General features: G+C 65.7%; 22 protein-coding genes. 4 read left to right on the top strand and 18 right to left on the bottom strand.

The annotated features are described in order from the left end of the window. Nucleotide 1 precedes the first annotated feature (1 nt). From H3H36_RS14490 to H3H36_RS14455, 8 genes are all read right to left on the bottom strand, one after another. On the bottom strand, nucleotides 2-508 hold the full coding sequence (locus tag H3H36_RS14490; protein WP_182218774.1) for a 3-hydroxyacyl-ACP dehydratase FabZ family protein: 507 nt from the start codon (nucleotides 506-508) through the stop codon (nucleotides 2-4). After that, nucleotides 508-771, bottom strand: coding sequence for an acyl carrier protein (locus H3H36_RS14485; RefSeq protein ID WP_182218772.1), 264 nt, complete (start codon nucleotides 769-771; stop codon nucleotides 508-510). Before H3H36_RS14485 ends, H3H36_RS14490 begins: the two co-directional genes overlap by 1 nt. A 21-nt stretch (nucleotides 772-792) precedes the next feature. Beyond that, nucleotides 793-1,521 (bottom strand): SDR family oxidoreductase, encoded by a 729-nt coding sequence (locus H3H36_RS14480; RefSeq protein ID WP_182218770.1) that lies wholly within the window; start codon nucleotides 1,519-1,521, stop codon nucleotides 793-795. A 112-nt stretch (nucleotides 1,522-1,633) separates the two neighbouring features. After that, a complete protein-coding gene (locus H3H36_RS14475) occupies nucleotides 1,634-1,780 on the bottom strand; it encodes a hypothetical protein (RefSeq protein ID WP_182218768.1) in 147 nt (48 codons plus the stop codon). A 224-nt stretch (nucleotides 1,781-2,004) separates the two neighbouring features. Next, nucleotides 2,005-2,154, bottom strand: a complete 150-nt coding sequence (locus H3H36_RS14470) for a hypothetical protein (RefSeq protein WP_182218766.1) — start codon at nucleotides 2,152-2,154, stop codon at nucleotides 2,005-2,007. Nucleotides 2,155-2,285: 131 nt separating this feature from the next. After that, complete coding sequence (locus H3H36_RS14465) at nucleotides 2,286-3,515, bottom strand: lysophospholipid acyltransferase family protein (RefSeq protein ID WP_182218763.1); 1,230 nt, start codon at nucleotides 3,513-3,515, stop codon at nucleotides 2,286-2,288. Beyond that, a complete protein-coding gene (locus H3H36_RS14460) occupies nucleotides 3,512-4,777 on the bottom strand; it encodes an arginase family protein (RefSeq protein WP_182218761.1) in 1,266 nt (421 codons plus the stop codon). The genes H3H36_RS14465 and H3H36_RS14460 overlap by 4 nt, the downstream gene beginning before the upstream one ends. Next, nucleotides 4,774-6,036 (bottom strand): site-2 protease family protein, encoded by a 1,263-nt coding sequence (locus H3H36_RS14455; RefSeq protein WP_182218758.1) that lies wholly within the window; start codon nucleotides 6,034-6,036, stop codon nucleotides 4,774-4,776. Before H3H36_RS14455 ends, H3H36_RS14460 begins: the two co-directional genes overlap by 4 nt. Before the next feature lie 406 nt (nucleotides 6,037-6,442). On the opposite strand from H3H36_RS14455, the gene H3H36_RS27845 reads away from it, so the two are divergent. Next, nucleotides 6,443-6,892, top strand: a complete 450-nt coding sequence (locus H3H36_RS27845) for a hypothetical protein (protein WP_446033177.1) — start codon at nucleotides 6,443-6,445, stop codon at nucleotides 6,890-6,892. Beyond that, entirely contained in the window at nucleotides 6,886-7,236 is a 351-nt protein-coding gene (locus tag H3H36_RS14445) for a CzcE family metal-binding protein (protein ID WP_182218755.1), read from the top strand. Before H3H36_RS27845 ends, H3H36_RS14445 begins: the two co-directional genes overlap by 7 nt. A gap of 181 nt (nucleotides 7,237-7,417) precedes the next feature. Here H3H36_RS14445 and kdpE read toward each other — a convergent pair whose 3' ends face one another. The 10 genes from kdpE to H3H36_RS14395 all read right to left on the bottom strand — a co-directional run bounded on the left by kdpE (nucleotide 7,418) and on the right by H3H36_RS14395 (nucleotide 18,580). Further along, a complete protein-coding gene (gene kdpE, locus H3H36_RS14440; RefSeq protein ID WP_182218752.1) occupies nucleotides 7,418-8,116 on the bottom strand; it encodes a two-component system response regulator KdpE in 699 nt (232 codons plus the stop codon). Continuing rightward, nucleotides 8,109-10,859 (bottom strand): two-component system sensor histidine kinase KdpD, encoded by a 2,751-nt coding sequence (gene kdpD, locus H3H36_RS14435; protein WP_182218750.1) that lies wholly within the window; start codon nucleotides 10,857-10,859, stop codon nucleotides 8,109-8,111. The genes kdpE and kdpD overlap by 8 nt, the downstream gene beginning before the upstream one ends. Before the next feature lie 33 nt (nucleotides 10,860-10,892). Beyond that, nucleotides 10,893-11,501, bottom strand: a complete 609-nt coding sequence (gene kdpC / locus H3H36_RS14430; RefSeq protein ID WP_182218747.1) for a potassium-transporting ATPase subunit KdpC — start codon at nucleotides 11,499-11,501, stop codon at nucleotides 10,893-10,895. Between the two features lie 70 nt (nucleotides 11,502-11,571). Further along, nucleotides 11,572-13,668, bottom strand: coding sequence for a potassium-transporting ATPase subunit KdpB (kdpB, locus tag H3H36_RS14425; RefSeq protein WP_182218745.1), 2,097 nt, complete (start codon nucleotides 13,666-13,668; stop codon nucleotides 11,572-11,574). A 45-nt stretch (nucleotides 13,669-13,713) separates the two neighbouring features. Further along, nucleotides 13,714-15,543: a potassium-transporting ATPase subunit KdpA gene (gene kdpA / locus H3H36_RS14420; protein WP_182218743.1), complete on the bottom strand. Its 1,830-nt coding sequence runs from the start codon at nucleotides 15,541-15,543 to the stop codon at nucleotides 13,714-13,716. Continuing rightward, nucleotides 15,543-15,632: a potassium-transporting ATPase subunit F gene (locus H3H36_RS14415; protein ID WP_182218741.1), complete on the bottom strand. Its 90-nt coding sequence runs from the start codon at nucleotides 15,630-15,632 to the stop codon at nucleotides 15,543-15,545. The genes kdpA and H3H36_RS14415 overlap by 1 nt, the downstream gene beginning before the upstream one ends. Before the next feature lie 199 nt (nucleotides 15,633-15,831). Beyond that, the gene (locus H3H36_RS14410) at nucleotides 15,832-16,209 is read right to left on the bottom strand and encodes an ArsR/SmtB family transcription factor (protein ID WP_182218739.1); all 378 of its coding nucleotides are present in this window, start codon (nucleotides 16,207-16,209) and stop codon (nucleotides 15,832-15,834) included. Beyond that, nucleotides 16,196-16,663, bottom strand: coding sequence for an SRPBCC family protein (locus H3H36_RS14405; protein ID WP_182218737.1), 468 nt, complete (start codon nucleotides 16,661-16,663; stop codon nucleotides 16,196-16,198). The genes H3H36_RS14410 and H3H36_RS14405 overlap by 14 nt, the downstream gene beginning before the upstream one ends. A gap of 153 nt (nucleotides 16,664-16,816) precedes the next feature. Then, entirely contained in the window at nucleotides 16,817-17,578 is a 762-nt protein-coding gene (locus H3H36_RS14400; protein WP_182218735.1) for a TorF family putative porin, read from the bottom strand. A gap of 180 nt (nucleotides 17,579-17,758) precedes the next feature. Further along, nucleotides 17,759-18,580 carry a response regulator gene (locus H3H36_RS14395; RefSeq protein WP_182218732.1) on the bottom strand — a complete coding sequence of 274 codons (822 nt, stop codon included), beginning with the start codon at nucleotides 18,578-18,580 and terminating at the stop codon, nucleotides 17,759-17,761. 154 nt (nucleotides 18,581-18,734) lie between these two features. Here H3H36_RS14395 and H3H36_RS14390 point away from each other — a divergent pair, with 154 nt between their 5' ends. Further along, nucleotides 18,735-20,732 carry a DNA topoisomerase IV subunit B gene (locus H3H36_RS14390; protein ID WP_182218730.1) on the top strand — a complete coding sequence of 666 codons (1,998 nt, stop codon included), beginning with the start codon at nucleotides 18,735-18,737 and terminating at the stop codon, nucleotides 20,730-20,732. A 28-nt stretch (nucleotides 20,733-20,760) separates the two neighbouring features. After that, entirely contained in the window at nucleotides 20,761-23,106 is a 2,346-nt protein-coding gene (gene parC, locus H3H36_RS14385) for a DNA topoisomerase IV subunit A (protein ID WP_182218727.1), read from the top strand. Nucleotides 23,107-23,172: the final 66 nt, after the last annotated feature.

Raw genomic sequence — 23,172 nt, 5'->3', positions numbered from 1 at the left:
GCTATCCCGCTGCAGCTGGTTGAGCAACGACGGACGGGCTCAGCGTGGCGCCTATGCCCGACACCTTGCACACCAGGCGCTCCCCGGCCTTGACGATGCCGTCGTAGATGGTCTTGCCGGCGATCTTGTCGCTGATGGTCACTTCCGCCGTGATGACTTCGCCGATGTAGGCGGGCGAGATGAATTCACCCTTGCAGCGGGCCAGCACGTCGGTCGCATGCTCGGCCGGCGCGGCCCCGGGCGCGTCCTGCCTGGCGCCCGTGAGCACGCCCAGCAGCATGGCGGCCTGGCCGACCAGTTCGATGTACAGCACGCCCGGCATGATGGACGGCCCGTCGGACAGGTGGGCCGCCATCATGGGGTCGGCGCCGGAAATGGCTTTTTGCACGACGATGTGCTTGTCGTCCCAGCGCAGCACCCGGTCCAGCAGCAGCCAGGGCGAGCGGTAGGGAACCAGGCGCACGATCTGGTGGTAGTCCAGCGTTTGCGGCAAGTTCTCCATGCGCATCACGCGGCCACCTCGTGCAGCGTCGCCGCGCCGCGCAGTTCGGCGACGATGGCGGCCAGCTGCTCGCCGGTGCGTACCTGCGGCATGCGCTCGTCGGGGATGCGCACGTCGCAGCGCTTCTGCACTTCCACCACGAGGGCGACGGCGCCCAGCGAATCCATCATGTATGCTTCGTAAAAATCGGCCGCCATCGAAAACGCGTCCAGTTCACGGTCCAGGGCGTATTCGACGATTTCCTTAATTTGAGCGATTGCGAGTTCCAATTCTTTTTCCTTCACGGTTATCTAGTGCGCCGTCAGGCCGCCATCGACCTGGATGGTCTGGCCGGTGATGTATTTGCCCCCTTCGTCGAGCAGGAAGCGCACCAGGCTGGCCACCTCGGCCGGCTTGCCCAGGCGCCGCAGCGGCGTGTTGCCGACCAGCCTGTCGATCGATGCCGTGGCCGTGTCATCGACCATCTTGCTGTCGATCACGCCCGGCGACACCACGTTGCAATTGATGCCGAAGCGGCCCAGCTCGACGGCGGCGACCCGGCACATGCCTTCCAGCCCCGCCTTGGCGGCCGCGTAGGCGAGCTGCCCGGGATTGCCTTTGCTGCCGGTGACCGAGCCGATCAGCACGATGCGGCCATCGCCGGCCAGCATCAGTGGTCGCGTCACGGCCCTGACGAAATGAAAGGCGCCAGTCAGATTGGTCTGGATCACCTGCGCCCATTCGTCGTCGGACAACAGGGGGATGGAGCGGTCGCGCGTGATGCCGGCGCAATAGACCAGGTCCGGCGGTGTGCCAAAGTCGCGCTCCACTTGCGCCACCAGCGCGGTCACGGCCGCGCTGTCGCAGACGTCGACCGCGTACCAGCGGGCGTTGGCTTCCTCGCCGGGATCAAGACGCGGCGCTTCGGTGCGGGGCGAATGCGTCATGGCGACGCGCCGCCCGCCGTGCAGCAATGCCTGCGCAATGCTTGCCCCTATATTTCCGCTGGCTCCCACCACCAGACAACAACGTGCCGACATGGCATCTCCTCAACGTTCGCAACAAGGTCTGATATGTTTTGATTGACGCCCTGGCAGGCGCCGCCCGTCGCCGGGCGGCGCCTGGATCAGCAAGTGGCGTCAGCCACCGGCATTACTTGGCGCTGGCGCAGCAACGGCTGCACGAGGTGGCCACCATTTCCAGACGGGTTTCCAGTTCCTCGATCGACAGCGCCTGGGACACGGCTTGCTCGTCGGCCTTGACTTCCAGGATCTCGACTTTCGCGACTTCGTTTTGCATTACAATCTCCTTGTTGGTAAATACCACTGGTCGTGGCTGGCAATTGCCCGGATAGCGCCGGGCAAATTGCCGGGTTATCGGGCCCCTGTGCGCTCGCATGGAAGGCCCGATGGTTGCATGCTCCCGTTCGCTATCACGCGAACGACGCGGCTGGCGGCGGGATGAGCGTTCCTGGGGCGATGTGTTCGGACATCGTGTTCAGGAGCGCAACCACCGCAGCCTCATTATTTGGAGCTGTTGGCGCAGCAGCGGCTGCACGAGGCGGCAACCATTTCCAGGCGGGTTTCCAGTTCTTCGATCGACAGCAGCTCCGAGACGGCTTGCTCGTCGGCCTTGACTTCCACGATCTCGACTTTCGACACTTCGTTTTTCATTGCAATCTCCTGATTGATAAATACCACTGGCCGTGGCCGGCAAATACCCGGGTGGCCCGGGTAAATTCTTACGCCAGCTGCCTGCAGCGTGTCCGCTGGCAGCGCAGCTGGCTGGAACAGCATGTTCGGTATTACGTGGCCATGGCGCTGGAGCGGGGCACGAGCGCGCCCAGCCTGACCAGTTCAGCGATCGCCTGCGGAGCAGCCAGCGCCGCCGCGTCGACCGGGCCGTGGAACGCGCGCTCGAGCACCGCGACGGCCGCCTTCGACACCAGCTGGTAACTGAGCCGGCGCTTGCACATCAACACGGTGGCGCCGGGATAGGGCAGCAGCGTGTAGGCACGGTGGGCAAACACCAGCGGCTCGCCGGCGGCCCAGGGGGCGCGCTGTTGCGGGGCAATGGACGGCCCCGTGTGCGCGCCATCGGCGCCGCCCTGCCCCGCTGCGGGCGGCAATTGCTCGACGAAGCGGTTCACGTACAGCCAGCCTTCCCAGCTGGCCGGTTGGCGCCGTATGCGCTGCTCGAGGATGGCGTACAACTGCCGCGTCGTCTCGATCTGCGCCGCGCGCGAGCCCTGGGCCGGCGGCGCCAGTTCCGGCAGGCAGTGCAGGCGGCGGCAGCCGTTGTCCAGGTTCTCGACGTACAGCGGTACGATGGGCATGGCCAGGCGCGAGGCGAGCTGCGCCACGCCAAGGCGGGCCATGATCTGACCGCCCAGGAATGGAATCCGGGCCATGCTTTTGTGGCGCGCGGCCATGCCGCCGAAGCCCGAGTTGCCGTCGATATAAATGACCAACAAGCCGCCCTTGCCAAGAAAGCGCAAGGCATCGCCCAGGCCCTCGAACGATTCCGCGTCGAACAGCCGGACATCGGTCCGTTCGGGTGCGCCCGGCAAGGCGGACGCGCCGATGGCATTGATTTGATCGCGCTGCGCGGCGATCACGTCCGGCGTCACCAGCAAGCCCACCGGCCGTTCGCACTGGATGCGCAGATAGGCGATCAGCAAGCGGTAGGAATCGAGGTGGAAGGCGCAGTAGAGCGCCCGTTTGCCCAGCGAGGACGCCAGCCGGCCGGCCGGCTCCACCTGGATCAGCTGGTCCAGCAAATCCGGGTAATCCTCGCCGAGCTCCACCGACGCTTCATAGGCGGCGCATTCCTGGTTGCGGAAAACGTTATCGACGATGGGGCCGAGGTCGGCACCGCGCAATTCGGGCAAGAAATATTCGAGCATCAGCGCCGTCAGGCGCTCGAGCCGGGTGCGCATGTGGGGGTCGCCTGCCACGTCCGTGTATTTGCTGGCAACCTGGCTGGCCACGGCCGTGTCGCGGGCCAGGAGGTAGTCGGCTAACCGGATCGTCATGCTGCCTCCACAAAGCCGGGGAGCAGCGACAACAGATGGGCCGCGCCATGCATGGTGACACCTCTGGCGTCGGCGCTGGGGTCAAGCTCGACCAAGTCCATGCCGATCACGCGCTTGTTGCGCAACAGCTTGCCGAGCGCGAGGAAGAGCTGCTCCCACGTGATGCCGCCGGGGATAGGACTGCCCGTGCCGGGCGCGATACTGGGGTCCAGCACATCGATATCGATCGTCACGTACACGGGCAGCGCGTCCGGCAATTCGGCAAGCTGATCGGTCTGCAACAGGTGGATCAGTTCGCCGGCGGGGCGGCTGACGACGCGCGCCGGCAGCACGGCGCCCAGGTTGTTGACCCCACGTATCCCCCATTGGTAGGCTTGCCGGATGCCACTGCATTGCGCCAGCGCGCTCGACAGGAAATTGCCGTGGTGATTGTTCGACACCGGCGCGAACAAGGCATCGATCGCCGTGTGATAGCAGTCGTTGTGCGCGTCGAAGTGCAGCACGCAAAACGCCCCCCATTGCGCGCTCAGCCCCTTGAGGATGGGACAGGTGATCGAATGGTCGCCGCCGATGAACACGGGAACGACGCCCCGGCGCGCCAGGACCGCCGCCAGTTTTTCCAGGCGGGCGAAGACGGCCACCGGGTTCTCATAGGGATAGATGTACAGGTCGCCCAGGTCCTTGACGCGCTGCTGCTGGTGCAGCGCACGCAGGTTCCGGGCGCGCGCCCCCAGCGCCGGGGGAAAGTAGCCGGCGATGTTGGGTTCGTTCAGGATGTTTTCCCGGCTCAGGCGATGCGTGCGCAGCCAGTTGCGCACGGCCATGGGCGCATCCTTGGTGGCGGCGGACACGCCATTGCCATAGCCATAGGGCACGCCGACGTAGCACACATCGGCCGGCTGGCACGTCGGCAGCGTGGCCGACTGGCCCCAGCAAGGCGCGCCCGCTTCGATCAGCAGGTAGTCGGCCGCGACCGCATGATCCCGGTCCACCACAATATTCTTGTCGCGCAAAAAGCCCAGCACGCTGGCGACGAAGGCCGGGTCGATGCCGGCGTGGCCGCCGGACTCCAGCGGCGCCCCCGCTTGCATGGCATGGACGACCCGGCTTTCCTTGCTGCCCAGTTTGTAGGAACGTTCGCTGATCATATGCTTGAGCACGGTTCCGCCATCGGGCGTGGGGGTCAGCTGTACGGCCTCGGACAACTTGTACAGGTGCAGTTCGCCGGCATCGGCCGGCGCCGCGACATATGGCTGATTCATTGCTGGCGCGCTCCGTCGTGTCCGTAACGCCAGGCTGAGACGAGGAACGACAGCGTGCGGCGGGCGATCATCGCAAAGGCGAACAGCAGGAAGCATTGATAGGCAAGATGCGTGAACGCATCCACGTTGCCCCAGATGTCATTGCTCTGGCGCATGGCCCCGGTCAGTTCATCCCACTTGCCCGGGAAGTCGACCAGGAACTGGAGCAGGAACTGCGCCAGCATGCAGGCGAAATAGGTCAGGAACAGCGTGGCGCCCACCACATAGGCGGCCAGCCCCGCATTGGCCTGCCAGGCGGCGCGATAGATGGCGATCCATTTACCTGGCGCGCTGTGCATGAACTGTCCCAGCAATTTAAGATGTTGCTGGCGCAAATTAATAATATCGAAATAGTCGCCGTACACCCAATATCCATCGAATTTCAAAAATGGATTCAGATTAACCAGAATAATATACAGCGAGGTATAAAACGCATACATCACCAGCGGTGATGCCGAATACTGCGCGAACAATAAAAGCGCGATTGTGTAAATAAACTGGAAATACATGCCGCCGAGATTAACGACAATACGCTGGCGCGCCGAAAGTTTCCAGGTGTTCGACATATTGACGTAAAACACCGGGAAAATAAGATAGGCCCCGACGTTGATACGGTCAATTTCGCAATTGAACCGCTTGGCCGCGGATAAATGGCCGAGCTCGTGAATCACCGCGGCCGCGAATAGGATCAGATACAATTGCCCGTATTGGGCGGCGGTGAAACTGGCCGGCGCCGCGATCATGCTTTCGAGCGCGAGCAGGCTGAGTTTGCCCGTCGTCAACGCGACGGCCAGGATGGCCAGCGCGGCCAGCAGCGTCACGGCTGCGGCCGGCCTGGAAAACAGGGCGGCCGCGCCGCCAGCGAGCCGCCCGGCCAGTGCGCGCGGCATCAGGTGAAACAGGAAGGTAATCGATTCGGGATCGGCCGGGGAGGCGCGCATGCCGGCCGGATGGGGCGATTGCAATACCCCCATGGCGGGTAGTTTCACATTAAGTAACTCATCGAATGCTTCCCGCGTGATACGGAATTGGCGCGTAACGCTCCCGAATATGTCATCCGGATCCTGATTCGATTGCAGTCCGGCGACGATATCACCGACGGCGGCATCCACGTAATACTGGCGTCCATTCGTGCTCAGCAAATACCGACGTTTTTCCGAACTCGGGCTATTCGTCAGTTCCAGCGTCACCGTCGGATTCAAGCAATAAGTCGAAGCCATGTCACTGCCCCCGCAAACTTAATATAGGATTAAACTTATTTAAACTATAAGGTTGCAAGGATGGTACTGTTGAAAATTATTTATTGTCAAGCATTTTTCCTAACATTTTTCGCAACTTTCCTTGCGCTGTTGTTATAAGGTTGCACAGCGGCAAAAACGCCCCGTTTCGGTGCAAAAATGCCTTGATCGTCCTGCCCGACGCCGGAAAATGCAGCGTAAAGCGCGTCACCCCGTCCGTGTTGGTGGCGCCCCAGCGCCCCTGTTGCAGCGCCCTGATGCTGCGCACGAGACTAGCCCAGTCCACTTGGCACTGGCGAGCCGATACGCGCCGCGTCGGCGCGATGGAAGCGGTTGAACAGGCGGCTCAGATGGTGTGGCGGGATGGTGGCGCCGCGGCCGGCCCAGCATGGCGTTGAAGCCATCGATCAACGGCGGCAATGCCTTCGGCGCGCCGCCTTTGTCGATCCGTCCGTTGTACCAGGCCACGCCAACGGTGGCGATGACGGCGAACGACAGCAGGGCAAACAGCAAGGCCAGGGCGCGGCCAGCGAAAGGCGGCCCATGGCTAGCCTTCGCAACGGGAGCCTACACCATGGACCGTATGGATCAGGCGGCTGGCAAACGGTTCGTCTACCTTCTGGCGCAGGCGGCGCACGGCCATGTCGACGACGTCGCCCGCCTCGGACAGGCCATTGCGCAAATAATCCCCGGCCTTGGGTTCATCTTGGATTACCATCCACATCATGCAGCGGCCAGTCCCGCGTTGCCTTGCTTGCCTTCACCGGCGCACGCCCTGCCGACACCGGCGAGCGACAACGCACTCACCAGCCAACCATCAAGGAGATTTTCATGCTGAACATCCGACATCCGGCCATGGCCATCCTGTTGGCAAGCCTGGCAAGCAGCGCCGCCATTTGCCAGGCCCACGCTTCGGGCTACACCGGCACCAGCGCCGACTACGGCAGCCAGGTCCCGACGGCCGGTGCCGTGCGCACCATCGTCATCACCCCGGACACCAGGTGGATCAACGTCACCAATGGCGAAACCATCCGCTTTAGCGTCGGTGACCAGAACTTTACCTGGCACTTCGATACCTTGCAGGGCGAGATCACGTTCGAGCTGGCCAGGATCGCGCCGGCCGGCGTCAATGTCGGCACGGTGCGCACCTACGTCACCGCCAATCCCCAGTATCACGGCTAAGCGCCCGCCCCGGCCGGCGCACCACGCGTGACGCCGCCCCCCCCACTTCCAGGCACGGGAATTGTCATTTTTTGTAATGACTCCGTCAGCGCGCCGTTCGCATAAGGATCGCAGCGTCGCCTGGCGGGCACATTGCCGGCCAGCGCCGCCGCCTGCACCGGGTCCCCCCGGCGGCGCGCCGTCAGGACGGCAGTTGCAGCCGGTAGCCGACGGCCGTTTCCGTCAGCAGGTAGCGGGGCTGGGTAGGGTCGTCCTCCAGCTTGTGGCGCAAGTGGCCCATGTAGATGCGCAGGTAGTGGCCATTCTCGGCCTGCGACGGCCCCCACACGGCGCGCAGCAGCTGGGGGTTGGTCATCACGCGTCCCGCGTTGGCCACCAGCACGGCCAGCAGCCGGTATTCGGTCGGCGTCAGGTGCACGTGCTGGCCGGCGCGCGTGACGCGCCGGTTCGGCAAATCCACTTCCACCGCGCCAAAGCGCACCGGTCCCGCGTTGCCGGCGGCGGGCTGGCGCTGGCGGCGCAGCGTGGCGCGCACCCGGGCCAGCAATTCGCCCACGCCGAACGGCTTGGTCAGGTAGTCGTCGGCGCCCGCGTCCAGGGCGCGGATCTTGTCGGCCTCGTTGGCGCGGGCCGACAGCACGATCACCGGCACGGCCGACCATTTGCGCAAGTCGGCGATCAGGTCCACGCCGTCGCCATCGGGCAGGCCCAGGTCCAGCACCACCAGGTCGGGCTTGCGGGTGCCGGCGTCGATCAGGCCGCGTTGCAGCGTGGCCGCCTCGTGCACCTGCCAGCCCTCGTCCTCCAGCGCGCCGCGCACGAAGCGGCGGATCTGCGGTTCGTCCTCGACCAGCAGCGCGGTCGGCATCGGTTCATTCATCGCTATGTCCTTGTCGTTCGGGTTCCGGCTCGGGCAACGGCGGCGGGCTGCCCACGGGCAGCGAGAACACGAAGGCGGCGCCGCCGGCCGGCGAGGGCGCTGCGTTGATCCTGCCGCCGTGCGCCTCGACGATGGCGCGGCAGATGGCCAGCCCCAGTCCCACGCCCGGCTTGGCCGACTCGCGTTCGCCGCGGGTGAATTTCTCGAAGATGGCTTCCTCGCGCCCATGCGGCAGGCCCGGGCCGTCATCATAGACCATCACGTCCACCCACGTGCCGCGCGGCTCGGCGGCCACCGTCACGTGCGAACCGGGCGGCGTGTACTTGGCCGCGTTCTCCAGCAGGTTGCACAGCACGCGTTCGATCAGCACGGCGTCGAAGCGCAGCAGCGGCAGGTCCGGCGCCAGCCTGGTGGCCACCACGTGCGACTTGAGTTGCGCGCCGCTGGCGCGCAGCGCGCTGCCCACCACCTCCTCCAGCGGCTGCCATTGCAGGTTGAAGGTCACTTCTCCGCTCTGGATGCGGGCCATGTCGAGCAGGTTGGAGACGAGCGCGCTCATGCGCCGGGCCTCGTCGTGCAGCGCGTTGGCCTGCGCCAGCTGGGCGGGCGCCAGCGGCGGACGCGAGCCGGCCAGCGATTCGGACATGCCCACCAGCGACGTGAGCGGCGTGCGCAAATCGTGCGACAGGGCCGCCAGCAGCGAATTGCGCAGCCGTTCCGATTCCATGTCCACCAGCGCCTCCTGCGCCACTTCGATGTAGTGCACCCGTTCCAGCGCGATGGCGGCCAGCGTCGCGAAGGTGTCCAGGTGCTGGCGCTGTTCGGGAATCATGATCCAGCGCCGGTGCTCGGGCTGGATCGCCAGCACGCCGCGGGTGCGCATGGGCGCCACCAGCGGCAGGTAGAAGATGCGGCTGGCCGGCAGCGTGTCCGTGCCCAGGCCCGCGCATTCGGCATGGTCGAAGGCCCACTGGGCGATGCCGGCGTCGAAGACGGCCATGTGGGCCATGGCCGCCGCGTCGGATGGGTCCTGCGGCGGCAGCTTGAGGCGGCCGTCCGGGTCCGGCACCAGCAGCGTGGCGCGGGCCCGGAACGCGCCCTGGATGAAGCGCTGGGTGATCTCGAAGATCTGCTCCGTCTGCAGCGCACCGGACAGCTCGCGCGCATACTCGTACAGCGCGCGCGAACGCGCTTCGCGGCGCGAGGCCACGTGGGCCTGGAAGCGCAGGCCGGCCGTCAGGTGGCCCGTGATCAGGCCCACGGCCAGCATGACGGCGAACGAGACCAGGTATTGCAGGTCGGAGATGGCGAACGTGAAGCGCGGCGGCACGAAGAAGAAGTCGAAGCAGGCCACGCTGACGCAGGTGGCCACCACGGACGGACCGCGCCCGAAGCGCACGGCCACCAGCAGCACGGCCAGCAGGAACAGCATGGCGATGTTGGCCAGGTCCAGGTAGGCCAGCATGGGTGTGGCCAGCAGCGCCGTGGCCAGGCTGGCGGCGCCGGCCCACAGGTAACCGGCCAGGCGCTTGCTGTCGTCCTCCTCGCCGTCGCCGTCCGGCTCCGGGCGGGCGCGCGCGGGCGCGCCCTGCTCATCCTCGTTCGGCATGCCGATCTCGATCAGGTCGATTTCGGGCGCATGTTCGGCCACGCGGCGCAACTGGGGGCGGCGCCACGGGCGGCGGCGCCGTCTGGCGCGCGCCATGACGATCTTGGACAGGTTATGGCCGCGCGCGTAATCCGCTACGGCCACGGCCACATCATCGCCGGTCACCACTGCCGTGGTGGCGCCCAGGCTGTCGGCCAGCTTGAGCGTGTTCAGTATCCGTTCGCGCTCGGCTGCCGGCAAGCGTTGCAGGGCCGGCGTCTCCACGTACACGGCATGCCAGGCCGAACCGAGCTGGCTGGCCAGGCGCGCCGTGCTGCGCACGATATGCTCGGCGCCCGGGCGCGGCCCCACGCAGGCCAGCAGCGTGGCGCCCGTCTTCCAGATGTCCCCGATCGACTGCTCGACGCGATAGGCCCGCACGTCGTCCTCGATGCGGTCGGCCGTGCGGCGCAGCGCCAGTTCGCGCAGCGCGATCAGGTTCCCCTTGCGGAAAAAATTCTTCGACGCGCGCTCGGCCTGCTGTTGCTGGTACACCTTGCCACCCTTGAGGCGGGCCAGCAGTTCGTCAGCCGGCAAGTCCACCAGCACCACTTCGTCGGCCTCGTCGAACACGGTGTCGGGCAGCGTTTCGGCCACGCGGATGCCGGTGATGCCGCCCACCACGTCGTTCAGGCTTTCCAGGTGCTGCACATTGACGGTGGTGAGCACGTCGATGCCCGCGTCCAGCAATTCCTCCACGTCCTGCCAGCGCTTGGGGTGGCGCGAGCCGGGCGCGTTGGAGTGGGCCAGTTCGTCGATCAGGATCAGGGGTGGACGGCGCGCCAGCGCCGTATCGATATCGAATTCGCCCAGTTGCTTGCCGCGATAGTCGACCTGGCGCAACGGCAGCACGTCCAGCCCTTCGAGCATGGCGGCCGTCTCGCTGCGGCCGTGGGTTTCGATCACGCCCACCAGCACGGGCTGGCCGTCGGCCTGCAGCTTGCGGGCGGCCGCCAGCATGGCGTAGGTCTTGCCTACGCCAGCGGAAGCGCCGAAATAGATGCGCAGCTTGCCCCGCGCCGCCTTGCGTTCCTGGGCCTGTACCTGCGCCAGCAAGGCGTCCGGGTCGGGTCGTTCGCTATCATTGGGGAACATGGATACCTATTGAAATGGCAAGCAGTGCCCAGTTTAACGCTTCTGGCCCTGCTTCTGGCCCGACTCCGCGTCCAGCGCCAGGTTCAGCGCCAGCACGTTGACGCGCGGCTCGCCGAAAAAGCCCAGATACTGGTTCCGGCGGTGGGCCGCGACCAGGGCGAACACGCGCTCGGGGCTCAACTGGCGGGCGGCGGCCACGCGGCGCGCCTGGTACTGGGCGGCGGCCACGCTGATCTCGGGATCGAGGCCGCTGCCGGAAGCCGTCACCAGGTCGACCGGAATCGGCAATGGGTTGGCGGGATCGGCGGCGCGCAAGGCGGCGATGCGCCCCTTGACGGCGTCAATCTGGGCCGGGTTGTTGGGGCCCAGATTGGCGCCGCCGGAGCCGGTGCCGTTGTTGGGCATGGGGCTGGTGGCCGAGGGACGGCCCCAGAAATAGCTGGGCGACGAGAATGCCTGGCCGATCAGTTCCGAGCCGACGGGCTTGCCGCCGGCTTCGATGATGCTGCCGCTGGCCTGGGCCGGGAAAACGACGGCGCCCACGCCCGTCACGGCCAGCGGGTAGAGCACGCCGCAAATGATGGTCAGGGCGCCGAACAGGACGACGGCGGGACGGATAGTCGAAAAGGTGTGGGAAGACACGATGACTCCAGAGTGTGAGTGCGCCGGCCCCGCCCGAGTGCAGACACGGGCGCGGGACGGCGCGAACCGGTTAAACGAGATGGAACATGGCCAATACCATGTCGATCAACTTGATGCCCGCGAACGGCAGGATGACGCCGCCCACGCCGTAGATCCAGATGTTCCGGCGCAGCAGCGCGGCGGCGCCGATGGCGCGGTAGCGCACGCCCTTGAGCGCCAGCGGGATCAGGAACACGATGATCAGCGCGTTGAAGATCACGGCCGACATGATGGCCGAATTGGGGCTGGCCAGGTGCATCACGTCGAGCGCCTTCAGGGCCGGATAGGTGCCCACGAAGGCGGCCGGGATGATGGCGAAGTACTTGGCGATGTCGTTGGCGATCGAGAAGGTGGTGAGCGAGCCGCGCGTCATCAGCATCTGCTTGCCGATCTCTACGATCTCGAGCAGCTTGGTGGGGTTGGAGTCGAGGTCCACCATGTTGCCCGCCTCCTTGGCGGCCTGGGTGCCCGAGTTCATGGCCACGGCCACGTCGGCCTGGGCCAGCGCGGGGGCGTCGTTGGTGCCGTCGCCCGTCATGGCCACCAGCCGGCCTTCGGACTGGTAGCTGCGGATCAGCTTGAGCTTGTCCTCCGGCGTGGCTTCGGCCAGGAAGTCGTCCACCCCAGCTTCGGCCGCGATGGCGGCCGCCGTCAGCTTGTTGTCGCCCGTGATCATCACGGTCTTGATGCCCATGCGGCGCAGCTCCGCGAAGCGCTCCTTGATGCCGCCCTTGACGATGTCCTTCAATTCGACCACGCCCATCACGCGGCCGTCGTCCACCACCACCAGCGGCGTGCTGCCGCGGCGCGACACGTCGTCCACGGCGCGCGTCACTTCGGCCGGATAGGGCTGCCCCAGCGCCTCCACGTGCTTCCTGACCGTGTCGGCCGCGCCTTTGCGCACGGCGCGCGCGCCGATGTCCACGCCGCTCATGCGGGTGTTGGCGGAAAACGGCACGAAGGTGGCGTGCAGCGCACCCATCTCGCGTTCGCGGATGTTGAAGCGCTGCTTGGCCAGCACCACGATGCTGCGCCCTTCCGGCGTTTCGTCGGCCAGCGAAGCCAGTTGCGCCACGTCGGCCAGCTGCTGCTCCATCACGCCGGGCGCGGGGAAGAAGGCCGAGGCCTGGCGGTTGCCCAGGGTGATGGTGCCCGTCTTATCGAGCAGCAGCACGTCCACGTCGCCGGCCGCCTCCACGGCGCGGCCCGAGGTAGCGATCACGTTGGCCTGCATCATGCGGCTCATGCCGGCCACGCCGATGGCCGACAGCAGGCCGCCGATGGTGGTGGGGATCAGGCACACCAGCAGTGCGATCAGCACCGTGATGGAAATCGGGCTGCTGGCGATACCGGCGGCCCTGGCCGCGTCCACCGAGAACAGCGAGAATGGCAGCAGCGTCACCGTCACCACCAGGAACACGATGGTGAGCGCCACCAGCAGGATGGTCAGCGCGATCTCGTTGGGGGTCTTCTGGCGCTTGGCGCCTTCCACCATGGAGATCATGCGGTCGAGGAAGGTCTCACCGGGGTTGACGGTCACCTTCACCACCAGCCAGTCCGACAGCACGCGGGTGCCGCCGGTGACGGACGAGAAGTCGCCACCCGATTCGCGGATCACGGGCGCCGATTCGCCCGTGATGGCGCTCTCGTCGACCGAGGCCACGCCCTCCACCACTTCGCCGTCGATGGGGATCACGTCGCCCGCTTCGACCAGGATGGTGTTCCCCTTGCGCAGTTCAGTCGCAGCGAGCGGGGCCCACGTGCTGCCGTAACGGGGACTGGCCAGTTTCTTGGCCGTGACGGTCTGCTTCAGGCTGCGCAGCGAGGCCGCCTGCGCCTTGCTGCGGCCTTCGGCCAGCGCTTCGGCGAAGTTCGCGAACAGCACCGTGAACCACAGCCAGATCGAGGTCGCCAGGATGAAGCCGGACGGCGCCTCGCCCTGCCCCACCAGCGACTGCGCGTACAGCAGCGTGGTGATGATGCTGCCCACGTAGACGACGAACATCACGGGGCTGCGCAGCTGGGTGCGCGGACTGAGTTTTTTGAACGAATCCACGATGGCCGGCATCACCAGCTCGGAATCGAGCAGCTTGAGCTTCCTGGCGGGCGGATGGGTAAAGATCGTCATCCCTTGTTGAGATGTTTGCGTATGTGACATCTTGACCTCCTGAGATTAACGAACGAACTGCGGAGCGAACAGCTGCAAGTGTTCAACCACGGGGCCGAGCGCCAGCGCTGGTACGTAATTGAGCACGCCCACCAGGGCCACCACGCTCACCAGCAGGCCGATGAAGATGGGGCCGTGGGTAGGCATGGTGCCGGCGTTGGCTTCGAGCCGCTTCTTGCCGGCCAGCGAACCGGCCACGGCCAGGATGGGTACGATCATGGCGAAGCGGCCGAACCACATGGCGATGGCCAGCATGGTGTTGTAGAACGGCGTGTTGGCGGACAGGCCGGCGAACGCACTGCCGTTGTTGTTGGCGGCCGAGCTGAACGCGTACAGGATCTCCGAGAAGCCGTGCGCGCCGGGGTTGGCGATGCCGGCCTTGCCCGCGTCCATCAGCACGGCGATAGCGGTACCGGCCAGCACCAGCGTGGGCGTGACGAGGATGGCGATCGAGGTCATCTTCATTTCATACGACTGGATTTTCTTGCCCAGGTATTCCGGGGTGCGGCCTATCATCAGGCCGGCGATGAACACGGCCAGGATGGCGAAGATCAGCATGCCGTACAGGCCCGAGCCGACGCCGCCGAAGATCACTTCGCCGAACTGGATCAGCAGCATGGGGATCATGCCGCCCAGCGGCATGAACGAGTCGTGCATGGCATTGACGGCGCCGCAGGAGGCGGCCGTGGTGACGGCGGCGAACAGTGTGGAGGCGCTGATGCCGAAGCGGGTTTCCTTGCCTTCCATGTTGCCGCCGGCCTGCAGGGTGCTCATTTGCTGGTCCACGCCCAGCGCCTGCAGCGCCGGGTGGGCTTGCTGCTCGGCGCTCATCACCGACACGGTGCAGACGACGAACAGCAGCGCCATCGCGGCCAGCACGGCCCAGCCCTGGCGCTGGTCGCCCACCATGCGGCCGAACGCGAAGCACAGGCCGGCCGGGATGACGAAGATGGCGATCATCTGGAAGAAGTTCGACAACGCCGTCGGGTTTTCATACGGGTGGGCCGAGTTGGCGTTGAAGAAGCCGCCGCCATTGGTGCCCAACATCTTGATCGCTTCCTGCGACGCGACCGGGCCCATGGCGATGGTCTGCGTGGTGGCCGTCAGCGTTTCCGTGACCGGCTCACCATTCGCATCCTTCAGCGGCTGGCCATCGGCGCCCACCTTCGGCTGGGTGTAGGTGACAGGGTCGAGCAAGGTCACTTCCTTGTAGGCCGAGAAGTTCTGGATCGCGCCCTGCCCCACCAGGAACACGGCGAACACCAGCGACAACGGCAGCAGCACGTACAGCGTGGAACGGGTGATGTCGACCCAGAAGTTGCCGATGGATCTGGCCGAGCGCGACGAGAAGCCGCGGATCAGCGCATAGGCGACGGCGATGCCGGTGGCGGCCGAGAAGAAATTCTGGCCGGCCAGCGCCAGCATCTGGGTCAGGTAGCTCATGGCCTGTTCGCCCGAGTAGCCTTGCCAGTTGGTGTTGGAGACGAAACTGACGGCCGTGTTGAAGGCCGAATCCGGGCTGATATTGGCCATGGCCTGCGGATTCAGGGGCAGCCATTGCTGCACGCGCTGCAGGCCATACACGGCCAGCGCGCCCAAGGCGTTAAACGCCAGCAGGGCCACGGCGTAGACTTTCCAGTTTTGGCCTTCGGCCTTGCCGTCTTTTCCGGCGATGCCGGCGGCGCGGTACAGCAGATGCTCCACCTTGCCCAGCCAGCCCAGGCCGGGCACGGCCGAGCCGTCGCCCACGCGCGCCAGCACCATGCCCAGCGGGTAGGCCAGCGCCAGCAGCACGACGAGGAACAGCGCCAGCAACATGAACGATTGCATGGTCATCACAGTTCCTCCGCCTTGAGCAGCGCCAGCACCAGATAGACCAGCAGACCGGCCGAGGCCAACGCCCCGATCACATAGAAGGTGTTCATTGCTGGCCTCCCAGCTTGTCGCAGCCGGCGGCAAAGGCCACCGTCACGGCCAGGAAGGCCACGAGCGCACCAATAAAAACGATATCCATTTCGCCCCTCACGAGTCTTGTTTTGACAGTGAGAAGGTTATCGGGAGCGGTCTAAAAGTGGTGTAAAGACTCAGGGAACGGGTGTAAACAAGCCGTAAAAACGGCGACTGCTAGGCGTCCTTCTCGACGAAGCGCTTGAGGCGGAACAGTGCCTGCTCCCATTCGCGGCCGATGGCGTCAAGCGCGTGCCTGGCGTCGTTGATGCTGGACGGGTCCAACTGCCACAAACGTTCGCGGCCCAGACGGATATCGCTCACGACGCCCGCCTCGGCCAGCACGTTCAAGTGCTTGGTGACCCCCTGGCGGCTGATGGCTGTGCCCTGGGTCAGCTGCGCGATCGACAGCGCGCCGCCGGCGCTGAGCGCGGACACCAGTTTCAAACGGGTGGGATCACCAAGCGCGGCGAACACGTGGGCCAGCGAGGGCGCAGGCGCGGAGGTGCCGCCTCCGCTTGCCTTGTCGTGGTGATGCGTACTATTGCGTGACATAGCGTTCCACATTCTTGAGCTGGTACTCCCAGCCGCCCGAATGCATCTCGAACGCCTTGCGCCGGCGATGCTGCGGGATGTTGTCGAAGCCCGTCTCGACCACCGTCAGCAGGATACCCTTGCCGGGGGCGTCCTTGAGTGTGAACGTGACCAACGTGGGCTGCTCCTGCGTGTAGTCGATGCTCTGGTCCATTGGATAGGGATGCCAGTGGAACGACAGCAGCTCTTGTGGCTCGATGCGGTCGATTACCACGTCCAGGAAGATGTGCTGCATGTCTTCCATGGTCATGCGCCCCCGCGCGCGCTGGCCGGGCTTGAAGCTCTGGCCCGCCATGTCGGCGCCGAACCAGACGCCGAATTGCTCGGCGTCCGACAGGGCGCGCCATACGCTCGCGCGGCTGGCGTTGATCAGGATACTGCGTTCGATACGGTCGGTTTCCGTTGCGGTAGTCATGCTGCGGTTCTCCTTTCCATTCGTCTGCGGTTATGCAACCACATGGTTGCCAGATCAGGATAGGACACGCACCGGAGAAATGCAACCATTTAGTTGCACATTATGAGCACGGCGCGCATGCGGCCCGCGACGGCCGCACGGGTGCCGCTCAGGTCAGAAGGTCTTGCTGATGGAGGCGACCAGCGCCGTCTTGCCGAGGAACTTGCCGTTGGCCGACGAAGCGTAGGCCGTTTCGTTGGCATTGGTGCCGATCACGGCCAGCGCGCCGCTGACCATGCCGAAGTCCTTGGACACGCCCAGCTTCCAGTCCGTGTAGCTGGCCACGTCCGTGCCTTTGACTTTCTGGTGGCCCGCGTGCAGGTTGATGGTCCAGCCCTCGCCCGCGTCGATGTTGGCGCCCAGGTCCAGGTAGCCGCTGTTCTTGCTGTCGACGAAGCCGAACAGGTTGGTCAGCGCGTGCGAATACTTCACGTAGGCCGGTCCATAGCCAAGCTGGCCGTACATCTCCGTCGTGTTGGCGTTGGCGAGGCCGGCCACGTGGCCCAGGTCGTTCGATGGGTAGACGTAGCTCAGCACACCCACGTCATACGACACGGCCTCCGTCACCTGGCCCCGCTTGCCCGCGTACAGGTCCCATTCGATATCGCCGCTGCCGCCCGCGTCCTTGGTCCACTTGATGGTCGACAGCCAGGTACCGGCATAGAAGCCCGTGGGATTGCTGGTGTAGTCGAAACCGCCCTGCAGCGCGGGCTGCAAACGGGTTTGCGAGATGCCGCGATAACGGTAGTCCGACACGACGGCGGCGTTGAAACTCGTCTCGTTATCGGGCCTGGCGGCCGGCGCGGCATCCTCCGCGCGGACGGCGCCGCCGGCGAAGGCGGTCAGGATGGCGGTGGCAAGCATCAGTTTCTTCATATTCTGGTTCTCTCGGTATGGGATGATGAGGCGCGCATCCGTGCAGGGCGGCATGCGGCCCGATGGTCGCGCCGCACGGCTGCGCGGCGATGGCAACCAGCTTAAAGAGGGTCGTGTAAAAACGGGCTAAAAAGGCGGGAGCGTGATGTAAACGCCGTGTATAAATCCACGGCTGGCCATTCAGGCCATGCCCATCAGCTTCTTGATGGTCGCGCGCAGCAGCGGGTCCGTCACCGGCAGGTCGAGCAAGCCTTCGGCGCCCGCGTCACTGCCCTTGCGCGCGTCGTACACGAACGGCGGCGCCACCAGCAGCACCACGGCCGGCTGCAGCGGCCCGCCGCTGGCCCGCAGTTCGGCGCACAGCAAATACGGATCGAGATGCATGGCCGTATGGATCAGCGCCACGGACACGGCCCGCGCGCCGCAGGTGAGCACGGCCTCCTTCTCGCTGCCGGCCCATTCCACGGGGATACCCAGCGGTTGCAGCAGCTTGCCCAGGTGGGTGGCGAAGGTGGCGTTGTGGTCGACCACCAGCACCGTACCGCGCGCGGGGCGGCGGCGCATGGCCGCGTAGTCGGCCGGATCCGTCAGGTCCAGGTCCAGCCGTTCGCGCCGGCGCCGCTCGGGCAGCGGCGGCATGCCGGCCGCCGTCAGCTTGGCCATGGCGTCGGCCCGGCGCGCCACCAGTTGCGCCAGCTCCGCGTACACGGCGTCCCAGTCCAGCGGCCGCTCCAGGTTCAGATAAGGCAGGGCCAGCGCCGGCCGGCCCAGGATCAGGGCCGGACGCAGGGCGCCGGCCGTTAATGCCGACAGCGCGGCCAGCGCCTTGAGGTCGTCCCCATTGGCGATCAACAGGTCGGGCTCTTGCAAACTGTGTTCGGACAGGCAAAAATACGCCGGCCCCGGGCCGGGCGCGCACGCCAGCTGGGCCGCCAGGATCTGCGCCTCGTCCGGCGCGAAGCCGAGCAGACGCACGGCGAAGGGGAAATGCTCGGTTGCCATAGGAATTGGAGCGCTTTTTTCCTATTTAACCACAGTTTGTGCCCCATCCCGGCCGCGTGAATACCACCTTGGCGGCCCGTTGAGGATAGAATACGCAGGCGTTTGCATAAACCTGTACATAAACCCAGTATCGAATTGACAAGCCTGACCACGTATGGCCACTAAAAAACCCGCATCCGACTACAGCGAATCATCGATTCGCGTCCTCAAGGGCCTGGAGCCCGTCAAGCAGCGCCCGGGCATGTACACCCGTACCGAGAATCCGCTGCACATCATCCAGGAGGTGATCGACAACGCCTCCGATGAGGCGCTCGGCGGCCATTGCAAGAACATCGTCGTGACCCAGAACGCGGACGGCAGCATCACCGTGGAGGACGACGGCCGCGGCATCCCCGTCGGCCTGCACCCGGAGGAAGGCGTGCCGACCGTGGAAATCGTGTTCACCCGCCTGCACGCGGGCGGCAAATTCGACAAGGGCTCGGGAGGCGCCTACGCGTTCTCGGGCGGCCTGCACGGGGTGGGCGTGTCGGTCACCAACGCGCTGTCCAAGCGGCTGGAAATCACCGTGTGGCGCAAGGAGCCGGACGGTAACGGCCTGCACAAGCTGGCCTTCGAACACGGTGACGTGGTCGAGCCGCTGTCGTCGGCGCCCGCGCCGCGCGACGGCAAGAAGTCCGGCACCCGCGTCACGGCCTGGCCCGATCCAAAATACTTCGATTCGCCGCTGATCTCGCAGGTCGAGCTGCAACGGCTGCTGCGCTCCAAGGCCGTGCTGCTGCCCGGCGTGTCCGTCACGCTGACCAACGCCAAGACCGGCGACACCCAGACCTGGCAATACAACGAGGGCTTGCGCGGCTACCTGACGGAAGCGTTGGCCCAATGCTCGAATGGCGAAACCGTGATCCCCCTGTTCGAAGGCGCGCAGTTCGCCGGCCCGGACGCGGAAGGCTTCGCCGAGGGCGAAGGCGCGGCCTGGGTGGTGGCGTGGACCGAGGAAGGCGCCGTGGTGCGCGAATCGTATGTGAACCTGATCCCCACCCCGAACGGCGGCACCCACGAATCGGGCCTGCGCGAAGGCTTGTTCGGCGCCGTGAAGAACTTCGTCGAGATGCACTCACTGCTGCCCAAGGGCGTCAAGCTGCTGCCCGAGGACGTGTTCGCACGCGTCTCGTTCGTGCTGTCGGCCAAGGTGCTGGACCCGCAGTTCCAGGGCCAGATCAAGGAGCGCCTGAACTCGCGCGACGCGGTGCGCCTGGTCTCGACCTTCGCCAAGCCGCCGCTGGAACTGTGGCTGAACCAGCACGTCGAATATGGCAAGAAGCTGGCCGAACTGGTCATCAAGCAGGCCCAGTCCCGTCTGCGCTCGCTGCAGAAGGTGGAGAAGAAAAAATCGTCCGGCGTGGCTGTGTTGCCGGGCAAACTGACGGACTGCGAATCGTCGGACGTGCAGCGCAATGAACTGTTCCTGGTCGAGGGCGACTCGGCGGGCGGCTCGGCCAAGATGGGCCGCGACAAGGAATTCCAGGCCATCCTGCCGCTGCGCGGCAAGGTGCTCAATTCGTGGGAGACGGACCGCGACCGCCTGTACGCCAACAACGAGATCCACGACATCGCCGTGGCCATCGGCGTCGATCCGCACACGGCCGAGGACACGCCCGACCTGTCCGGCCTGCGCTACGGGAAAATCTGCATCCTGTCCGATGCGGACGTGGACGGCTCGCACATCCAGGTGCTGCTGCTCACGCTGTTCTTCCGCCACTTCCCGGCGCTGATCGCCAAGGGCCATATCTGCATCGCCCGTCCGCCCCTGTACCGGGTGGACGCGCCGGCGCGGGGCAAGAAGCCGATCCAGAAGCTGTACGCGCTCGACGATGGCGAACTGGTGGCCATCGAGGACAAGCTGCGCAAGGATGGCGTCAAGGATGGCGCCTGGGCCATCTCCCGCTTCAAGGGCCTGGGCGAGATGAACGCCGAGCAGCTGTGGGAAACCACCATGAACCCGGACACGCGCCGCCTGCTGCCGGTGGCGCTGGGTGAATACGCGCACACGGAATCGGCCGCCCGCTTCAACATGCTGATGGGGAAAGGCGAAGCGGCAGCCCGCCGCGCCTGGATCGAGGAACACGGCAACGAAGCCGAAGCCGACATCTGATCCCCCGAGAATACCTAACGACTAGACCATGACTCAAGCTAATCTCTTTGACGATCCCCTGCCGGAGCCGGATGACGCGGGCACGCCCGGCGGCCCCACCGACGGCGGCGAAACGCTGACCCTGTCCACCTTCGCAGAACGGGCCTACCTCGATTACGCCATCTCCGTCGTCAAGGGCCGCGCCCTGCCCGACGTGTGCGACGGCCAGAAGCCCGTGCAGCGCCGCATCCTGTACTCGATGAATGAGCTGGGGCTGAACGCCACGGCCAAGCCGCGCAAGTCGGCCACCGTGGTCGGCGACGTGCTCGGTAAGCTGCACCCGCACGGCGACCAGTCCGTGTACGACGCGCTGGTACGCATGGCGCAGGACTTCTCGCTGCGCTACCCGCTGATCGACGGCCAGGGTAACTTCGGCTCGCGCGACGGCGACGGCGCGGCCGCCATGCGATACACGGAAGCCCGCCTGACCCCGATCGCCCGCCTGCTGCTCGACGAAATCGATTTGGGCACGGTCGACTTCCAGCCCAACTACGACGGTTCGTCCGAGGAACCGTCGCTGCTGCCGGCGCGCCTGCCGATGGTGCTGTTGAACGGCGCCTCCGGTATCGCCGTCGGCCTGGCCACGGAAATCCCGTCGCACAACCTGACCGAGGTGGCGCAAGCCACCGTGGCCATGATCCGCAATCCCAAGATCAGCCATGATGAGCTGATGGCGCTGATCCCCGGCCCGGACTTCCCCGGCGGCGGCCAGATCATCACCCCGCCGTCGCAGATCCGGGAGATGTACGCCGCCGGCCGCGGCAGCATGAAAGTGCGGGCCCGCTGGAAGATCGAGGAACTGGCGCGCGGCCAGTGGCAGGCCGTGGTCACGGAACTGCCGCCCGGCACCTCGTCGCAAAAGGTGCTGGAGGAGATCGAGGAACTGACCAATCCCAAGGTCAAGCTGGGCAAGAAGGCGCTGTCGCCGGAACAGCTGGCGCTCAAGTCGCTGATCCTCAATTCGCTCGACACCATCCGCGACGAATCGGGCCGCGCCGCGCCCGTGCGCCTCGTGTTCGAGCCGAAGTCGAAGAACCAGGACCAGACGGAATTCATGCTGATGCTGCTGGCCCATACGTCGCTGGAAACGTCGGCCTCGATCAACCTGGTGATGATAGGCGGCGATGGCCGTCCACGCCAGAAGGGCCTGGGCGAGATCCTGCAGGAGTGGATCGATTTCCGTTTCGAGACGGTGACCCGGCGCAGCAAGTTCAAGCTGGGCAAGGTGGACGACCGCATCCACATCCTGGAAGGCCGCGAGACCATCCTGCTCAACATCGATGAAGTGATCCACATCATCCGCAATTCGGACGAACCGAAGGCGGCCCTGATCGAGCGCTTCAAGCTGTCGGAGCGCCAGGCCGAAGACATCCTGGAAATCCGCCTGCGCCAGCTGGCCCGCCTGGAAGCGATCAAGATCCAGCAGGAACTGGCCGATCTGCGCAAGGAAAAACAGACGCTGCAAGACCTGCTGGACAACCCGTCGTCGATGAAGCGCCTGATCATCCGCGAGATCGAAGCGGACGCCAAGCAGTATGGCGACGCGCGCCGCACGCTGATCGAGGAAGCGCAGAAGGCCGTGGCCGAGCAGAAGGTGGTGGACGAACCGGTCACCGTCATCATTTCGGAAAAAGGCTGGGTACGCGCGCGCACCGGCATCGGCCACGACGCCACCCAGTTCACCTTCAAGGCCGGCGACGCGCTGTACGGCGCGTTCGAATGCCGCACGGTCGACACCCTGCTCGGCTTCGGCAACAACGGCAAGGTGTATTCCGTGCCGGTGGCCGCGCTGCCCAACGCGCGCGGCGACGGCGTGCCGATCACCACGCTGGTGGACTTGTCCGGCGGTGCGCGGATCCAGCACTACTACGCGGGACCGGCCACCACCCAGCTGATGCTGGCCACCACGGCCGGTTACGGTTTCCTGGCCAAGGCCGGCGACATGGTCAGCCGCATCAAGGGCGGCAAGGCCTTCATCACGCTCGACGAAGGCGACCTGCCGCTGCCGCCGGCCGTGGTGCCGGCCACGGCCAGCGCCGTGGCGGTGGTATCGGAAGGGGCGCGCCTGCTGGTGTTCGGCCTGGACGAGATGAAGACGCTGGCCAATGGCGGCCGCGGCGTGATCCTGATGGAGCTGGACGCCAAGGAAAACCTGGTGGCGGCCCGTCCGATCAGCCAGAAGGGCGTGCTGGTGAACGGCATCGGCCGTGGCGCCAAGCCGCAAGAACTGCGCATTGTCGGTGAAACGCTGCTGGGCCACATCGGCAAGCGGGCCCGCAAGGGCAAGCCGCTGGCCTCGAAGATCAAGCCGGAGACGCTGACGGCCATCGCCTGACCGGCCACCGGCCACCGAACGTCAATGGGGACGTAGCACAATTTTAAATTGTGCTACGTCCCCATT

It is taken from the genome of Rugamonas fusca, assembly GCF_014042365.1.
GTDB lineage: Bacteria > Pseudomonadota > Gammaproteobacteria > Burkholderiales > Burkholderiaceae_D > Rugamonas > Rugamonas fusca.
Note: the sequence above shows the minus strand (reverse complement) of the source record. Positions and strands in the feature narration are given on the sequence as shown.

Bases quoted from the DNA above. Each gene is read 5' to 3' on its own strand.
- H3H36_RS14415 (WP_182218741.1), bottom strand. From the start codon at position 15,632: ATGAACACCTTCTATGTGATCGGGGCGTTGGCCTCGGCCGGTCTGCTG.
- H3H36_RS14410 (WP_182218739.1), bottom strand. From the start codon at position 16,209: ATGTCACGCAATAGTACGCATCACCACGACAAGGCAAGCGGAGGCGGC.
- H3H36_RS14465 (WP_182218763.1), bottom strand. From the start codon at position 3,515: ATGACGATCCGGTTAGCCGACTACCTCCTGGCCCGCGACACGGCCGTG.
- H3H36_RS14490 (WP_182218774.1), bottom strand. From the start codon at position 508: ATGCGCATGGAGAACTTGCCGCAAACGCTGGACTACCACCAGATCGTG.
- H3H36_RS14445 (WP_182218755.1), top strand. From the start codon at position 6,886: ATGCTGAACATCCGACATCCGGCCATGGCCATCCTGTTGGCAAGCCTG.
- kdpD (WP_182218750.1), bottom strand. From the start codon at position 10,859: ATGTTCCCCAATGATAGCGAACGACCCGACCCGGACGCCTTGCTGGCG.
- H3H36_RS14395 (WP_182218732.1), bottom strand. From the start codon at position 18,580: ATGGCAACCGAGCATTTCCCCTTCGCCGTGCGTCTGCTCGGCTTCGCG.
- H3H36_RS27845 (WP_446033177.1), top strand. From the start codon at position 6,443: ATGGCGTTGAAGCCATCGATCAACGGCGGCAATGCCTTCGGCGCGCCG.
- H3H36_RS14475 (WP_182218768.1), bottom strand. From the start codon at position 1,780: ATGCAAAACGAAGTCGCGAAAGTCGAGATCCTGGAAGTCAAGGCCGAC.
- H3H36_RS14470 (WP_182218766.1), bottom strand. From the start codon at position 2,154: ATGAAAAACGAAGTGTCGAAAGTCGAGATCGTGGAAGTCAAGGCCGAC.
- H3H36_RS14405 (WP_182218737.1), bottom strand. From the start codon at position 16,663: ATGACTACCGCAACGGAAACCGACCGTATCGAACGCAGTATCCTGATC.
- H3H36_RS14480 (WP_182218770.1), bottom strand. From the start codon at position 1,521: ATGTCGGCACGTTGTTGTCTGGTGGTGGGAGCCAGCGGAAATATAGGG.
- H3H36_RS14400 (WP_182218735.1), bottom strand. From the start codon at position 17,578: ATGAAGAAACTGATGCTTGCCACCGCCATCCTGACCGCCTTCGCCGGC.
- H3H36_RS14390 (WP_182218730.1), top strand. From the start codon at position 18,735: ATGGCCACTAAAAAACCCGCATCCGACTACAGCGAATCATCGATTCGC.
- H3H36_RS14455 (WP_182218758.1), bottom strand. From the start codon at position 6,036: ATGGCTTCGACTTATTGCTTGAATCCGACGGTGACGCTGGAACTGACG.
- H3H36_RS14460 (WP_182218761.1), bottom strand. From the start codon at position 4,777: ATGAATCAGCCATATGTCGCGGCGCCGGCCGATGCCGGCGAACTGCAC.
- parC (WP_182218727.1), top strand. From the start codon at position 20,761: ATGACTCAAGCTAATCTCTTTGACGATCCCCTGCCGGAGCCGGATGAC.
- kdpA (WP_182218743.1), bottom strand. From the start codon at position 15,543: ATGACCATGCAATCGTTCATGTTGCTGGCGCTGTTCCTCGTCGTGCTG.
- kdpE (WP_182218752.1), bottom strand. From the start codon at position 8,116: ATGAATGAACCGATGCCGACCGCGCTGCTGGTCGAGGACGAACCGCAG.
- kdpB (WP_182218745.1), bottom strand. From the start codon at position 13,668: ATGACGATCTTTACCCATCCGCCCGCCAGGAAGCTCAAGCTGCTCGAT.